This is a genomic window from Planktotalea arctica, from assembly GCF_002105285.1.
Classification (GTDB): domain Bacteria; phylum Pseudomonadota; class Alphaproteobacteria; order Rhodobacterales; family Rhodobacteraceae; genus Planktotalea; species Planktotalea arctica.
In genome coordinates this window covers 73,227-88,566 of the sequence record NZ_MUHR01000002.1, presented here as the reverse complement: position 1 = coordinate 88,566, position 15,340 = coordinate 73,227, and the positions used below count along the sequence as shown (strand labels likewise).

Annotated in this window: 17 protein-coding genes; 10 read left to right on the top strand and 7 right to left on the bottom strand. The window is 57.0% G+C overall.

Annotated features, from left to right (window positions below; translation table 11 throughout):
• Nucleotides 1–58 precede the first annotated feature (58 nt).
• Together B9P63_RS03345 and B9P63_RS03340 are read right to left on the bottom strand one after the other, a co-directional pair.
• Nucleotides 59–283 carry a DUF2306 domain-containing protein gene (locus B9P63_RS03345; protein ID WP_085307150.1) on the bottom strand — a complete coding sequence of 75 codons (225 nt, stop codon included), beginning with the start codon at nucleotides 281–283 and terminating at the stop codon, nucleotides 59–61.
• 21 nt (nucleotides 284–304) lie between these two features.
• Entirely contained in the window at nucleotides 305–553 is a 249-nt protein-coding gene (locus B9P63_RS03340; protein WP_085307149.1) for a DUF2306 domain-containing protein, read from the bottom strand.
• Between B9P63_RS03340 and B9P63_RS03335 the strand changes: the two genes are divergently transcribed.
• The 5 genes from B9P63_RS03335 to B9P63_RS03315 all read left to right on the top strand — a co-directional run bounded on the left by B9P63_RS03335 (nucleotide 552) and on the right by B9P63_RS03315 (nucleotide 5,615).
• Nucleotides 552–1,433, top strand: coding sequence for a LytTR family DNA-binding domain-containing protein (locus B9P63_RS03335; protein ID WP_085307148.1), 882 nt, complete (start codon nucleotides 552–554; stop codon nucleotides 1,431–1,433). The two genes, B9P63_RS03340 and B9P63_RS03335, sit on opposite strands and share 2 nt — an antisense overlap.
• A gap of 57 nt (nucleotides 1,434–1,490) precedes the next feature.
• Nucleotides 1,491–2,144: a lipoyl(octanoyl) transferase LipB gene (gene lipB / locus B9P63_RS03330; protein ID WP_085307147.1), complete on the top strand. Its 654-nt coding sequence runs from the start codon at nucleotides 1,491–1,493 to the stop codon at nucleotides 2,142–2,144.
• A gap of 229 nt (nucleotides 2,145–2,373) precedes the next feature.
• Nucleotides 2,374–4,053 (top strand): cytochrome c oxidase subunit I, encoded by a 1,680-nt coding sequence (gene ctaD / locus B9P63_RS03325; protein WP_085307146.1) that lies wholly within the window; start codon nucleotides 2,374–2,376, stop codon nucleotides 4,051–4,053.
• Between the two features lie 115 nt (nucleotides 4,054–4,168).
• On the top strand, nucleotides 4,169–4,654 hold the full coding sequence (locus B9P63_RS03320; protein WP_085307145.1) for a DUF2244 domain-containing protein: 486 nt from the start codon (nucleotides 4,169–4,171) through the stop codon (nucleotides 4,652–4,654).
• A gap of 25 nt (nucleotides 4,655–4,679) precedes the next feature.
• Nucleotides 4,680–5,615 (top strand): glycosyltransferase family A protein, encoded by a 936-nt coding sequence (locus B9P63_RS03315; RefSeq protein WP_139816191.1) that lies wholly within the window; start codon nucleotides 4,680–4,682, stop codon nucleotides 5,613–5,615.
• Here B9P63_RS03315 and B9P63_RS03310 read toward each other — a convergent pair.
• A complete protein-coding gene (locus B9P63_RS03310; RefSeq protein ID WP_176219091.1) occupies nucleotides 5,590–6,048 on the bottom strand; it encodes a GatB/YqeY domain-containing protein in 459 nt (152 codons plus the stop codon). The two genes, B9P63_RS03315 and B9P63_RS03310, sit on opposite strands and share 26 nt — an antisense overlap.
• Before the next feature lie 209 nt (nucleotides 6,049–6,257).
• Here B9P63_RS03310 and carA point away from each other — a divergent pair, with 209 nt between their 5' ends.
• Together carA and B9P63_RS03300 are read left to right on the top strand one after the other, a co-directional pair.
• A complete protein-coding gene (carA, locus tag B9P63_RS03305) occupies nucleotides 6,258–7,445 on the top strand; it encodes a glutamine-hydrolyzing carbamoyl-phosphate synthase small subunit (RefSeq protein WP_085307142.1) in 1,188 nt (395 codons plus the stop codon).
• A gap of 86 nt (nucleotides 7,446–7,531) precedes the next feature.
• Nucleotides 7,532–9,463 (top strand): glycosyltransferase, encoded by a 1,932-nt coding sequence (locus B9P63_RS03300; RefSeq protein WP_085307141.1) that lies wholly within the window; start codon nucleotides 7,532–7,534, stop codon nucleotides 9,461–9,463.
• On the opposite strand, the gene B9P63_RS03295 is transcribed toward B9P63_RS03300, so the two are convergent.
• Entirely contained in the window at nucleotides 9,400–10,050 is a 651-nt protein-coding gene (locus tag B9P63_RS03295) for a GntR family transcriptional regulator (protein ID WP_085307140.1), read from the bottom strand. The genes B9P63_RS03300 and B9P63_RS03295 overlap by 64 nt on opposite strands.
• A 96-nt stretch (nucleotides 10,051–10,146) precedes the next feature.
• Here B9P63_RS03295 and B9P63_RS03290 point away from each other — a divergent pair, with 96 nt between their 5' ends.
• Nucleotides 10,147–10,791, top strand: a complete 645-nt coding sequence (locus tag B9P63_RS03290; RefSeq protein WP_085307210.1) for a pyrimidine 5'-nucleotidase — start codon at nucleotides 10,147–10,149, stop codon at nucleotides 10,789–10,791.
• Nucleotides 10,792–10,860: 69 nt separating this feature from the next.
• On the top strand, nucleotides 10,861–12,063 hold the full coding sequence (locus B9P63_RS03285; RefSeq protein ID WP_085307139.1) for a UbiH/UbiF family hydroxylase: 1,203 nt from the start codon (nucleotides 10,861–10,863) through the stop codon (nucleotides 12,061–12,063).
• Here B9P63_RS03285 and B9P63_RS03280 read toward each other — a convergent pair.
• The 3 genes from B9P63_RS03280 to B9P63_RS03270 form a co-directional block, all read right to left on the bottom strand.
• A complete protein-coding gene (locus B9P63_RS03280; protein ID WP_085307138.1) occupies nucleotides 12,051–13,178 on the bottom strand; it encodes an aminotransferase class V-fold PLP-dependent enzyme in 1,128 nt (375 codons plus the stop codon). The genes B9P63_RS03285 and B9P63_RS03280 overlap by 13 nt on opposite strands.
• A 77-nt stretch (nucleotides 13,179–13,255) precedes the next feature.
• Nucleotides 13,256–13,714: an Lrp/AsnC family transcriptional regulator gene (locus B9P63_RS03275; RefSeq protein WP_085307137.1), complete on the bottom strand. Its 459-nt coding sequence runs from the start codon at nucleotides 13,712–13,714 to the stop codon at nucleotides 13,256–13,258.
• Entirely contained in the window at nucleotides 13,711–14,166 is a 456-nt protein-coding gene (locus tag B9P63_RS03270) for an Lrp/AsnC family transcriptional regulator (protein ID WP_085307136.1), read from the bottom strand. The genes B9P63_RS03275 and B9P63_RS03270 overlap by 4 nt, the downstream gene beginning before the upstream one ends.
• 137 nt (nucleotides 14,167–14,303) lie before the next feature.
• On the opposite strand from B9P63_RS03270, the gene ilvC reads away from it, so the two are divergent.
• The gene (gene ilvC / locus B9P63_RS03265) at nucleotides 14,304–15,326 is read left to right on the top strand and encodes a ketol-acid reductoisomerase (RefSeq protein WP_085307135.1); all 1,023 of its coding nucleotides are present in this window, start codon (nucleotides 14,304–14,306) and stop codon (nucleotides 15,324–15,326) included.
• Nucleotides 15,327–15,340: the final 14 nt, after the last annotated feature.

Here is a 15,340-nt window from a genome sequence, read left to right as displayed (position 1 = left end):
CGATGCCAAGCGCAAATCGCCCATTAATCCCGAAATCTCTCAGACGGGTGATCCGCCCTTAGGCAGGCGTGCTCCCGCCGCCTGCACGGCCCATCCACCGCCACAGAATCAAGGCCACGACACTCAGGCCCAGCGATACTGCAAAACCGGGGACTTCGACCCCTTTGAACATCACATCCGACATCAACCGCCCTGGCAAAAGCGTAAACAGCCCTGCCCCGACAAGGCCGACCATCGCACCTTGCATGTGTTTTTTATGCGCGGTGATCCGGCCCCGGCGCACCTGATAGATGGCTCCAGAAAGTTAATATAACGTCAACAGCGATAGAAAATGGATCGGGCTGAATGGACCAAACAGGCGAATTTCATGCACCGCGAAGGAACTCAGCGCGGTCAACGCCATAGCAAGCGTCCAGACGCGCCCTGTTAACATGTGCAGCCGATCGCCCTTGCGGCGTACCAAGATAACCGGAATCAAGGCCAGCGCAGCAAGCGCTGCGCCCACGTGAAGTTGAATTGCCACAGAAGCGGCGAACAGGGGAGCGATATCCATGAGAAAGGTCCTTTTCCAAATGCGTCAAGTTGCGCTAAACCCTTGCATGGCCGCCCCATTTGGCGGTGTCTTTACGCTCTGTGGCGAAACGCGGGGATTTTACGTGACCGACAGCCCACCGCAACGCGCGCTTCGTGAAGTGCGGCGCATTTTTTCGTCGCATATGACGCAGATGGTTCTACTGGCTGTGGTGATCTTGCTCGGCATATCCGGCCCGTTCGGCACGCTGCAAAGCATGACGCTTGGCCCACGCCTTGCATACTGGGCCATCACCGCACCTTTGACCTTCGCGCTCGGTATTTTCGTTTCAACCATCACAGGTGAGGCCCTGCGCGGCAAGGTCGCGATTTGGGCCGCGCGCGCCTTGACCGCCGGCGCAGCGGCCTTTGCAATCGGCATCTGCGTCACCCTGCTCAACTGGATCGCCTTCGGCATCGCGCCGTTCGAAATCAGCTATGTGGGCCCCCTGCTCGTCTCGGTCATCGCGGCAGCGGCGGTCATAGCACTCGCTGCGCAATACCTCTGGGATAATGCCAGCCCCACTGGCGCGCAGATCGATGCGCCGCCTGCCCTGCTCGAGCGAATCGAGCTTGGTAAACGCGGCGCTTTGATTTCGCTCTCAGTGCAGGATCACTATGTAGAAGTCGTCACCACAAAAGGCACGTCGCTATTGCTCATGCGGCTTTCCGATGCAATTCGCGAGACGGGTCAGATCGAGGGCCTGCAAATCCACCGCTCCCACTGGGTCGCGCTTCGCCAGGTTACCGAAGCGCGCCGCAAGGGGGACAGGGCCGTGCTCACACTTGCGGACGGGCGCGAGTTGCCAGCCAGCCGTAGCAACGTCAAAGCCTTGAAAGACGCAGACATCCTGCCAAAGTAGGCGGGATACGGGAACGAAATAATTGCCTCTATTCGGGGCGCATAGTAAGGCGCTGTCATGGTAGAGTGGAAAATTTCAAACGGCTTGATCGAGTACGAAGACGCGGTCATTTTCATGGAAGCGCGCGCCGCGGCAATCGCTGCTGGCGAGGCAGACGAGATGATATGGCTGCTCGAACATCCGGCCCTTTATACCGCCGGCACTTCGTCCAATCTTGCCGATCTGACCGATCCGGAGCGCTTTCCCGTGCACCTCTCAAAACGCGGTGGACAATATACCTATCATGGCCCAGGCCAACGCGTTGCCTATGTCATGCTCGATGTAGGCAAGCGCGGACGCGATGTGCGCGCCTTCGTCAAACAACTCGAGGCTTGGGTGATCACGACCCTGTCCGAATTCAACGTCACGGGCGAAATTCGCGAGGGCCGCGTTGGCGTCTGGGTGGCGCGGCGCGACAGACCCGTGCACGCCAGCGGTGCCTTTCAAGAAGACAAGATCGCCGCAATTGGCATTCGACTTCGCAAATGGGTCAGTTTTCATGGTATTTCCATCAACGTGGAGCCTGATCTGGAGCATTTTAGCGGCATCGTTCCTTGTGGAATCACCCAGCACGGAGTCACCAGCCTTGTCGATCTGGGCTTGCCCATTTCAATGGATGACCTCGATGTCGCGCTAAAACGCAGCTTTGACACGGTATTTGATACAAATTAGCGGTTTTTCCGTTGGTATTTGATCAAAGCGCTCGCTCCGCTTAACTCCGGATTCAGTTCTATGCTGGATGAATGGCATCAAAGCAGGCAGCAGCCTGCGACAATTTTTGTTGATCTGCGTCAAACTCAGACATTGAAGCCAAGGGGGAAGCATTCTAAAACCAGATGCAATACCAGGCGCATGCGGAGACTCCTCATGCGCCTTTTAAACACATCAGCAGGAGGCACGCATGGCAGACGCAGCCATTCACGGCCATGAACACGAAGATCAGCGCGGCTTTTTCACCCGCTGGTTCATGTCCACGAACCACAAAGATATCGGTATCCTATATCTGTTTACCTCAGCAATCGTCGGTTTCATCTCTATAACCTTCACCGTTTACATGCGTATGGAGCTGATGGAGCCCGGCGTGCAGTACATGTGCCTTGAAGGTGCACGTATGACAGCGGCGGCAGTAGGCGAATGTACGCCAAACGGCCACCTCTGGAACGTTCTGATCACCGGTCACGGCATCATGATGATGTTCTTCGTGGTGATTCCCGCGCTCTTCGGCGGTTTCGGCAACTACTTCATGCCTTTGCAAATTGGCGCGCCGGACATGGCGTTCCCGCGGATGAACAACCTAAGCTACTGGATGTATGTCGCCGGTACGACGCTTGCGATCTGCTCGTTCTTTGTTCCCGGTGAAGCAAGCGGAGCATTGGGCGTAGGCGCAGGCTGGGTGCTATATCCACCGCTTTCGACCGCTGGTAGCCCGGGCATGGCAATGGACATCGCAATCTTCGCGATCCACGTATCCGGTGCAAGCTCGATCCTTGGTGCGATCAACATGATCACCACCTTCTTGAACATGCGCGCACCCGGTATGACGCTATTCAAAGTACCATTGTTCGCTTGGTCAATCTTCGTGACAAGCTGGCTGATCCTCTTGTCTTTGCCAGTTCTGGCAGGCGCGATCACGATGCTGCTAACAGATCGTAACTTCGGCACGACATTCTTTGATCCGGCAGGCGGTGGGGATCCGGTCCTCTACCAACATATCCTGTGGTTCTTTGGACACCCCGAGGTTTACATCATCATTCTGCCCGGCTTTGGTATCATCAGCCATGTCATCGCAACGTTCTCTCGCAAACCTGTTTTCGGTTACTTGCCGATGGTTTGGGCGATTATCGCGATTGGCGCACTCGGCTTCGTCGTATGGGCACACCACATGTATACCGTGGGTATGTCGTTGACGCAGCAAAGCTACTTCATGCTGGCGACCATGGTCATTGCGGTGCCGACGGGTGTCAAAGTGTTCAGTTGGATCGCTACGATGTGGGGCGGCTCGATCGAGTTCAAGACGCCGATGCTCTGGGCCTTCGGCTTCTTGTTCCTCTTCACAGTTGGTGGCGTGACAGGCATCGTTCTTTCGCAGGCGGCAGTGGACCGTGCCTATCACGATACCTACTATGTCGTTGCACACTTCCACTACGTGATGAGCCTTGGAGCGGTCTTCGCCATTTTCGCAGGGATCTATTTCTACCTGCCTAAAATGTCGGGTCGCATGTATCCTGAATGGGCTGGCAAGCTGCACTTCTGGGCGATGTTCATCGGCTCGAACATCACCTTCTTCCCACAGCACTTCTTGGGTCGTCAGGGCATGCCGCGTCGTTACATCGACTACCCGGAGGCCTATGCCTACTGGAACTACGTTTCAAGCTGGGGCGCATTCCTGTCCTTCGCATCCTTCCTCTTCTTTATCGGCGTGATCCTCTACACACTGCGCGCAGGCGCTCGTGTGACAGAGAACAACCCGTGGAATGAGTACGCAGATACACTAGAGTGGACCCTGCCCTCACCGCCGCCCGAGCACACGTTCGAGCAGCTTCCAAAGCAGGAAGACTGGGACAAAAGCCCGGCCCACTAAGCGTCTTGGCTTAACGTAAACGATCTACAAAGCCCCGACGTTCCGCGTCGGGGCTTTCCTTTTTCTGCACTGCCACTACCTCTGTGATATCCAGCAGGCCAACGGAAAACAGCCCATGCCATATCAATGGTCACAAAACAGTTCTGATAGAACCAGCAACAGGCTTGTCCTTTGGCCCCATCAATCCTTGCCAGCGCGCGGCATGGCCGCCTTTGTACTGGCCACCTTCACGATGATCTCACTGCCGCTTTTTGCATTGATCGGCACAGCAGTGCTGTGGGGCTTGCTCCCGTTTCTGCTGCTAGCCGTCGGTGGCATCTGGTATGCTTTGAACCGTTCGTACCATGATCGCAGCATTTCAGAGGTTCTGTTGATTACGCCGGACATTACGCAGCTTGATCGCAGCAATCCGCGCGCACAGGATCAGCATTGGGAATGCAACACCTATTGGGTGCGTGCGGCCCTACATCCCAGCGAAGGACCGGTGCCGAATTACGTCACTCTTCAAGGCGGCGGACGTGAAGTTGAAATCGGTGCGTTTTTAAGCGAAGAGGAACGCATCGCACTTTATAGCGAACTTTGCGCCCGACTTGGACGCTGAACGTTTCACACAGGCCACCAAATTTATGCACGAACAAACCCAGCTCGCCAAATTGCGCCGCGCCGTGATCGCACGCCTCGCCCACTTCGGCGCAGCGCCGCTGTTGCCGCGCAATTCGCTCAACAAGGCCGAGCATGCGGCCCTTGCCCTAAAAACCCACTTAACATCTGCAAAAGGCAACCCAATCACCACCTTTGCGATTCCCTTGGTCGGCGCAAATCAGGTCAGCGATTGGGCGGTAATCGAAGAAACGCTGGAACGCTCTTTGCGCGCACTGATTGCACAGAGTGATCCGAATTGGCGCGCGGTTATCTGCTCACAAACGCGCCCCGATGCAATAACGCTCGACCCACGCATCACGCATTTACCTTTTGATCAAAACATAGATGGCCATGACAAGGTTGCGAAACTCCAATCGCTTGCGCAGCATTGCTTGACCGACACTGCAAAACCCGGATTTTTCATGCCGCTGGACGGCGATGACCTGCTGCACCGCGATTTCACTACTGATCTGCACGCTCAGCCGGACAAGGGCCTGCTGGTCTGCGCAGGATATATGGTAAACGCTGGCACGGGCCACGTCGCTGAAACACAAAATCGCAGTCTACGCGCACTTGGACAAAAACCGTTCTGGAAATTCTGTGGCAGCTGCATGGCCCTGCCTGTCGGCGGAGCGCCCGCCGCCGAAACCGCGTTTTTCCAAGCGCTAGCAGAGCACGAACACAGGCTCTACCCCTACCTCGCCGAATTGGCGGGTTTCACGCTTGAACGCAGCACTGCCGCGCGCGCGCTTTACGTCATCAATCATGGCGAAAATTTTGAGAGTCGCCGTGGGCGCGGTGGCTTCAAACAGCGTTTCATCGAGCGTTTCAAGGTAACCGACCAAGAGCAACTTTCGCAGCTCACCATCGATTTTCCCGGCTCCAGCGCCCTTGTTAGCCCGCGCAAAGCCGATCTTTGACCACCGGACCGACGCTGCCAAAATCCATTTGGCCAGTGTAGCGCCCTTTAAGAATCCCCATCACCTTGCCCATATCACGAATTGACTCCGCACCGGTCTCGGCAATCGCGGTGTTCACCGCCTCTGCGACCTCGGCTTCACTCAACTGGCGTGGCAGGAATTCTTCGATCACGGTGATCTCCGAACGTTCGCGCTCTGCCAGATCTATCCGCCCACCTTCTTCATAGGCGCGTGCGCTTTCCAGGCGCTGCTTGGACATTTTTCCAAGGATCGCAAGGACTTCGTCCTCGCCCACGCCCTCGTCGCGCCCCTCGGAGCGTGCATCAATATCGCGGTCCTTGATCGCAGCGTTAATCAGACGCAACGTCGAGAGCCGATCGACCGCCTTGTCGCGCATCGCCTGTTTCAGTGCTGCTGTAATCTTCTCACGCATGTTATGCTCCAAACCCATCCCCTGGTCTTTCAGAGCCTTGGACCTTAGCCAAAGCAGCGCCGCGGTGCAAGGGTCGTGATTTTATTTAAGGTACTGATTTATAAGGGTTTCGTTTTTGGGCTTTCCCTTGACGTTGCGCTGCGTGGGACATAGTTTCGCGCCAATTTAGCTGCTGCAGCATGCAAATCTGAACATCGGGGAACTGCCACATGCCGACCTCTGCGCAAACACTCAGCCTCTCGCAAAGCACTCAAAAACCCACCGCCTGCATTGCGCTTGCCGATGGCTCGCTGTTTTATGGCCATGGTTTCGGTGCAACCGGCACCGCAATCGCAGAGCTGTGCTTCAACACAGCCATGACCGGTTATCAGGAAATCATGACCGATCCGTCCTACGCCGGGCAGATCGTCACCTTTACCTTCCCGCATATCGGCAACACTGGCACCAATATCGAGGACGAAGAGACCGGCCAGCCTGTCGGCGCAGCGGGCATGGTCGTCAAATGGAACCCGACAGAGGCATCCAGTTGGCGCAGCACACAAGAGCTTGGCGATTGGCTTGCCGCGCGCGGCTGCATCGCGATCGGCGGCGTCGACACGCGCCGCTTGACCCGCGCAATCCGCCATCAAGGCGCACCGCATGCTGCGCTCGCTCATGATCCAGATGGAAATTTCGACACCAAGGCGCTGATCGCTCAGGCCAAGGCCTTTGCTGGCCTCGAAGGGCTCGATCTCGCCAAAGATGTCAGCTGCACCCAAAGCTATCGCTGGGATGAAATGCGGTGGGCCTGGCCGGACGGCTACCCTGTGCAAACCGCCCCCAAGCACAAGGTCGTCGCGATCGATTTCGGCGCCAAGCGCAACATTCTGCGCTGCCTTGCCTCTGCGGGCTGCGACGTCACCGTGCTCCCTGCGAGCGCCACAGCCGAAGATGTCCTTGCCCATAATCCGGACGGTGTTTTCCTGTCCAACGGACCGGGCGATCCCGCCGCAACAGGCGTCTATGCGGTGCCAATGATCAAAGGGATTTTGGCGCGCAAGGACTTGCCTGTGTTTGGAATTTGCCTTGGACATCAGATGCTTGCACTCGCGCTTGGGGCCAAGACGATCAAAATGAACCACGGTCATCACGGGGCCAATCATCCCGTGAAGGATCACGACACCGGCAAGGTGGAAATCACCTCGATGAACCATGGTTTTGCAGTTGATAGCCAAAGCCTGCCAACGGGTGTGATCGAAAGCCACGTGTCGTTGTTTGATGGCTCGAACTGTGGCATCCGCCTTGAAGATCGCCCCGTGTTTTCCGTTCAGCACCATCCGGAAGCAAGCCCGGGACCACAAGACAGCTACTACCTGTTCGAACGGTTCGCCGCATATATGGCGGTCAAAAAAGCCTGAAATTGCCAAGCCGTGCAGGGCCGTTAATCTGCCCTTAACATCTTTCGGCACACAAAGGGTCTGAGCGATAGAATCCGGACCCTTTGATGAGCAACGCGCGTATGCGCCTGGTAAAGCCGGGCGCGCCTTTAAATAGATATGTCGCAAAACGTCCACTTGGACGGCTGCTTGTCGATCGTGGATTGGTGTCCTCCTCTGATCTGTTCGCGACATTGGGGCATCAACGATCTAGCGATGCGCCGCTTGGCCAACTTCTACTCGCACGAGGAGCGCTCAGTGAAACGGCTCTTTATCAAACCTTGGCAGAACAATTTGGCGTGCTTTATGTTGATCCCGCGCACATGCCCCATGATGCCGATCTGCAAGCGGGAATACAGCCACACCTGGCCTTGCAACGCCAAACCATCCCGTGGGCGCGGCGCGGCAATGTCACCTTGCTCGCCACCAGCGCGCCAGAACATTTTGAAGCCGCGGCGGCGGCCCTTCCTGCCCGTTTGCATCCAGCCTCCATGGTCATTGCCAACAAATCCGACATCGAAGCGGCAATATGCGCGCAAGGCAACGCGGCGCTGGCGGAACGCGCCGAACATCTTTTGCCCGAAAACCTAAGCTGTCGCAGTTTACCTTCGCAAATCAAAACATTGATTGCATTGCTGTTGCCAACGCTCTCTATATCTATTGTTTTTCAATGGCTTAGCTTAGCAGACCTCTACCGCACCCTGTTCACCTTTGCATTCGGCATGGTCTGCGTCGGCATCGCTATCAAGACCAGCGGTGCGCTGATCCAGATTTTTGCCCGCAAACCCATACTTTCCGCCCGCGCGCCGCCCCCTGAAAAACTGCCGCGCGTGAGTATCTTGATCCCGTTGCACGACGAAAGCGATGTGCTTGACGCGCTTTTGCGCCGTATCGGGCTGCTCTCATATCCCAAGGCACTTCTGGATGTAATTCTGGTGATTGAAGCCACCGACCTCCCCACGCGCACGCATCTTGAAACGGCACGCCTGCCGACCTGGATGCGCGTGTTGATTGTGCCCCCTGGCCGCATCACCACAAAGCCGCGAGCCCTAAATTATGCGCTGCCGTTCTGTCAGGGCGATATCGTTGGGATCTATGACGCCGAGGATGCCCCAGACCCAGAGCAAGTGTCAGACGTTGTCGCAGCCTTTCACGCTGCACCAGAAAAAATGGCATGTGTTCAATGCGTTCTGGATTTCTACAACGCCAAAGCCAACGCACTTTCTCGGTTCTTCGCCATCGAATACGCGACGTGGTTTCGTCTGGTTCTACCCGGGGTCGCGCGCATGGGCTTTGCCATTCCACTTGGCGGCACCAGCGTGTTCTTCCGCCGTAGCGTACTGGAAAGACTTCACGGCTGGGACGCCCACAATGTCACAGAGGACGCCGATTTGGGCATTCGCTTGGCGCGTTCGGGCTATCACACCATGCTAATAAACTCGGTCACAATGGAGGAGGCGAACAATTCCCCGTGGCCTTGGATCAAACAGCGCTCGCGTTGGCTCAAGGGCTATCTGATCACCTATTTCACCCATATGCACAGTCCGCTTCGTCTATTTTTCGAATTGGGGACTTGGAAATTTCTTGGTTTTCAGGCGTTTTTCCTCTCCGCCATCAGCCAATATATGCTTGCCCCGCTGATTTGGTCTAGCCTTCTGCTCTATTTCGGCGCGCCGAACTGGATGCAAAGTGCATTGCCTGTCGAATTACTCGGTGCGCTTTGGATCACATTCATCGCGATGTGGTGCATTAGTATCGCGGTCTACATCGTCGCTGTTTCAGGCAAGGCACATCGCCACCTGATCCCTTGGACCATTTGCATGGGGCCATATCTCGCACTTGGCACTCTTGCGATTTACAAAGGCGCTTGGGAGTTGATCACACGCCCATTTTATTGGGACAAAACCTCACACGGCCATAGCGGTGATGTGTCTGATCAACCCGCATCGAGCGACGCCGCATCCAGCTTGAGCCGCGTGACGAAAGCTACCGAAATATGATTGCGCAAAGCCGCCTGCGCCGCATCTTCATCGCGCCGCGCGATCGCTTCGACTATTGCATTGTGCTCGGTCATTGCAACTTCGCCGCGCCCCTCCGCCGCCAACGACGTCGTCGCCATAAGCGCCATGGATCGGTGCACCAGATCAAGTTGCTGCACCAGATAGCGATTGTGCGAGGCAAGGTGGATTTGCTTGTGAAACCGCCGGTTCGCGCGCGAAAGTGCCGCAGGATCGGTCATCAATTTGCGATCCTGCTCGATCATGTCGCGCAGCACCTGGATTTCCTCATCCGCCGCATGACGCGCAGCAAGGCGCGCGGCAAGGCCTTCAAGCTCTGCTCGCACAACATAGAGCTCAGACATCTGGTTATGGCTCAGCGATGCAACGATCAAACTGCGCCCGTCCCGCGTCAAAAGGCTTTGCGTTTCAAGGCGCTGCAAAGCTTCTCGAATGGGCGTGCGTGACACGCCGAAACGCTCGGCCAAATCACTTTCAACAAGGCGATCGCCGGGTTTGTACACGCCCACATCGATCGCTTCCAAAATCAGCGAATATGCGTCCGTCTGCCCTGTGCGTCCTTGGTTCATGCTTTTGCCCTTACTATGTTTTGCCAAAGCCTATGCGCTCGGGCGCAGCGCAGCAACCTGTTGAACGCCCCGCGCATTAACGATACCCTTCGCCCCATGCCAAAATCTCATTTCTCGCACGTCACCACATGGGTGTTCGATCTCGACAACACGCTTTACCCGCCGCATATGCGTCTATTCGATCAGATTGAAGTGCGCATGACTGCCTATGTCATGCAGGCGCTCAAAGTGGATCGCGCGCGCGCGGATTATCTGCGCGGCCATTATTGGCGCACGCACGGTACGACCCTTGCAGGGTTGATGCGCGAACACAGCGTCGACCCTGCCCCTTATCTCATGGAGGTGCATGACATTGATTTCACAGTTCTTTCCCCCGATCCGGATCTGCGCAGCGCGATCACGGCGCTGCCGGGGCGCAAGATCGTCTACACCAATGGCTGCGCGCCCTACGCTGAAAACGTACTTGCAGCGCGCGGATTGAACGGCCTGTTTGATGCGGTTTACGGCGTCGAGCATGCAGATTTTCATCCCAAACCAGATGCCGCCGCCTTCGATACGGTCTTCACTAAGGACGGCGTTCTGCCCACCAGCGCCGCGATGTTCGAAGATGACCCACGCAACCTTGCCGTGCCCCACGCCCTTGGCATGCGCACCGTGCATGTGGCCGAAGCGCCGCTTGCGCAGACACATATCCATCACCACACCGCAGATCTGACCAGTTTTCTGCGCGCGATCACCTAGGCTTGCGGCGATTTGCCTATGGCAGCGCAGGCCCAAGCGCCTATTTCAAGTGCAAGCACGGAGAGAGCCATGGATCACGACATCATCATTTCAGGCGGCGGCATCGCAGGTCTGAGCGCGACCGCCGCCTTTGCCAGCGCTGGATTTGACGTGCTCTGCGTTGATCCGAGCGCGCCAATCACGACGCGCGCAGCGGTTGGAGCAGACCTGCGCAGCACCGCGTTTTTGCAGCCCGCGCGCCAATTGTTTGACGACATTGGCCTGTGGCCTCGCCTTGCGCCGTATGCCGCACCCTTGCAAATCATGCGCATCATAGATGCGGGCGGGCCCGAGCCGGAGGCGCGCACCTCCAAAGAATTCAACGCCGCTGACATCTCGGATCTGCCGTTTGGCTGGAACCTGCCCAATTGGCTTTTGCGCCGTGAAATGGCGGCGCATCTGGAAAGTCTGCCGAATGTGACCTTTCGCACGGGCGTCGGCGCCGAGCGGCTGTTTACGCGCACCAATGAGGCCCGCGTTGGTCTCAGCGATGGCACCCGCGTCAAAGCGCGCCTTGTCATCGGTGCAGACGGGCGCGGCTCGCCAATGCGCGAAGCGGCAGGAATAGGCGTGAAAACAACGCGCTACGGGCAAAAGGCGCTGGCGTTTTCCGTCACGCACGAAATGCCCCATGACAATGTCTCGACTGAAATCCACCGCACGGGCGGCCCTTTCACACTGGTGCCTCTACCAGATTTCGAGGGCAAGCACAGCTCTGCAATCGTGTGGATGGAGGAAGGGCCGGTCGTCAAAGCGCTCGCTGAAATGGATACGAGCGGCTTTGAAGAGGCGATGAACATCCGCTCCTGCGGCGTGCTTGGCCGCCTTACCCTCAACTCTGCACGCACGATCTGGCCAATCATCAGCCAGCACGCCGAGCACCTGAGCGGCGAGCGCCTCGCCCTCATCGCAGAGGCTGCGCATGTGCTTCCACCCATTGGTGCGCAGGGCCTCAACATGTCGCTCGCAGATATTCGCGCGCTGCGCGATCTGGCCATTGCGCGCCCCGAGGGGCTTGGCGATACGGCGATGTTGCAGGCCTATCACAGCGCGCGGATCAACGATATCCGGATGCGGGTCGCGGGAATTACCCTGCTCAATCGCACCTCGATGCTAAGTGCGCCCCCGCTCAGGGACGCGCGCGCCGCAGGCCTGAACGCGCTTTATTCCTTCGCCCCGCTGCGCAAATCCATTATGCAGATGGGCCTTGGTGCAAAAGCTCAGAGCACCTGATCAAGCACTTTGCGCAAACGCGCCAAAGTGCCGTCTACATCATAGAGCTTGTCGAGGCCGAACAGCCCCAGACGGAACGTGCGAAAATCATCCGGCTCGTCGCATTGCAGCGGTACGCCCGCAGCGATCTGCATGCCAAGGGCTGCAAATTTGCTTCCATTCTGGATTGCAGGATCATCGGTATAGCTCACTACAACGCCCGGCGCACCGAACCCATCAGCGGCAACAGATGTGATGCCTTTGCCCTTCAGATAGCTACGAACCTCATTGCCAAGGCGCCATTGTGCGTCCTTCAATTTATCGAAACCATACTCTTTCGTCTCGATCATCGTATCGCGAAAGGCGCGCAGCGCATCCGTCGGCATCGTCGCGTGATACGCATGACCACCGTTCTCATAGGCTTGCATGATCTGATACCATTTCTTCAGATCAATCGCAAAGCTGTCCGACGTTGTCTCTTCCAACCGTACCAAAGCACGCTCCGACATCATCACAAGGCCCGCCGAGGGCGACGCAGACCAGCCCTTTTGCGGCGCGGATATTAGCACATCAACGCCGCTCGCTTTCATGTCGATCCATGCACAGCCCGATGCGATGCAATCCAGAACCATCAACGCGCCGACGTCATGGGCGGCTGCCGCCATTTCCGTGACGTAGTCATCCGGCAGGATTACCCCTGCCGATGTTTCCACATGCGGCGCAAAGACGATTGCAGGTTTTTCAGCGCGAATGGCCGAGACAACCTCAGCAATCGGTGCAGGCGCAAAGGGCGCGCGCGTGTCATTGCCGGTCTGGCGCGCTTTCAGAACAGTGCAGGACTCTGTGAAACCACCCGTCTCGAATATTTGCGACCATCGGTATGAAAACCAGCCATTGCGCACGACCAAAGCGTTTGCGCCGCGCGCGAATTGCCGTGCAACCGATTCCATCCCATAGGAACCGCCGCCGGGGATAAGCGCGACACCCTCCGCATTGTAGACCTCTTTGAGCATGGAAGAGATGTCGTTCATCACGCCCTGAAACGCACCGCTCATGTGGTTCAGCGAGCGGTCAGTGAACACAACTGAAAACTCTTCGAGGCCGTTGGGATCAATATTGTCGAGCAATGCGGGCATGGGGGTCTCCTAATATACGTTGATCTCTTGCTATCGCGCGGCGCCGTGCAAGGCAAAGTCTACTTTCGCATACCGTGCTATCCAAGCGGCCCGGGCCTGCGTTCTTCGGATAGCAATACATTCGCCTCGACAGCGCCTGCCCCCGGTAGCGTCATGATACGGCGGCGCAACACACGCTCAAAATCGGGGATATCACGCGCCACGACGCGCAGGCGGTAGTCATACATGCCCAGCACATGCTCGATCGTTTGCACTTCGGGGATAGCGCTGACTGCGCGCTCGAAATCCTCAAGGCTGACACGGCCTTTGGTTGCCAGCTTCACACCCAAAAAGACCGTCACACCAAAGCCCAGCTTTTCAAGGTCCAGCACCAAGCGCCGTCCACGGATTGCCCCCGCCTCATGCAGCCGCTTGATCCGCCGCCACATAGCGGGTTGCGACAGATCAAAACGTCGCCCCAGCGCCCCGGCCCCAAGAGTGGCATCCTCTGCCAGCGCGCGCAAAACTTTGCGATCAATCGCATCAAGCTCGATCATAGCGGAAGCGCCTCGCCCTGTTTGATCCGCGCCACGTGCATCAGCGCTTCGATGTCCGCGATATGCGGCAATGTGAGAATACGCTCGCGGTAAATCTGCTGATAATGCGGCATGTCCCGCGCGATCACGGACAGGCGCACATCAACGCGGCCAAGGAAAGTCTGGATTTCGATCACATGACGCACCTTGCGCGCGGCCTCGATAAACTCGTCGAACGCGCGGGTCTGCGTCTTGTCCAGCGTGATGCGCAGGCTCACCTCGACCGCGTATCCCAAGGCCTGCCAGTCGATCACCGCTTGCTGACCATTCAAAACGCCGCTGGCCTGCATCTTTTCAATGCGCCGCCAACAAGTCGCAGGGGTTAGATCACAGCGCGCAGCAAGATCGGCATTCGGCAACTCTGGCGCAGCCTGCATTTGGCGAAGTATGCGTCGGTCAACATCATCAAGCATTACTTTTCTCAATAATTAATTTTTGACGAATGAAAACTTCCATAAGTCGGGAATATCTGCACTTTCAGGAAAGTTCAACGCGCAACATAGCGTAATTTGCCCTCAATACCTGATTCCCAACTCAAAGGACTAAACCCATGCGCGTTTATTATGATCGTGATTGCGACGTTAACCTCATCAAAGAAGCCAAAGTCGCCATTCTTGGCTACGGCTCGCAAGGTCACGCACACGCGTTGAACCTGCGCGATAGCGGCGCGAAAAACGTTGTTGTTGCGCTTCGCGACGGCTCGCCCTCCAAGGCAAAAGCCGAAGGCGAAGGCCTGAAAGTCATGGAAATCGCTGAAGCCGCGGCTTGGGCAGACGTGATCATGTTCACCATGCCCGACGAGCTTCAGGCAGAAACATACAAGAAATACGTCCACGACAACATCCGCGCCGGCGCTGCAATCGCATTCGCACACGGCCTCAACGTCCACTTCGGTCTGATCGAGCCTAAAGAAGGCATCGACGTGATCATGATGGCCCCAAAAGGCCCCGGCCACACCGTGCGCGGCGAATACACCAAAGGCGGCGGCGTGCCTTGCCTTGTTGCGGTTGATCGCAACGCATCTGGCAAAGCGCTTGAAATCGGTTTGTCCTATTGCTCCGCAATCGGTGGTGGCCGCTCGGGCATCATCGAGACGGACTTCCGCGAAGAGTGCGAAACAGATCTCTTCGGTGAGCAAGCGGTTCTGTGCGGCGGTATCGTCGAGCTGATCCGCATGGGTTTCGAGACACTTGTCGAAGCGGGTTACGAGCCTGAAATGGCGTATTTCGAGTGCTTGCACGAAACAAAGCTGATCGTGGATCTGATCTATGAGGGCGGCATCGCAAACATGGACTACTCCATCTCCAACACAGCCGAGTACGGCCAGTACGTTTCCGGCCCGCGCATCCTGCCCTACGATGAAACAAAGGCCCGCATGAAAGCGGTTCTGAGCGACATCCAGTCCGGTAAATTCGTGCGTGACTTCATGCTTGAGAACGCAGTTGGCCAGCCAACGATCAAATCCTCACGCCGTGCAAACGACGAGCATCAGATCGAAGTCGTCGGCGGCAAGCTGCGCGATATGATGCCTTGGATTTCTGCAGGCAAGATGGTCGACAAAGCAAAGAACTAAGCGCTTTGTCTCGA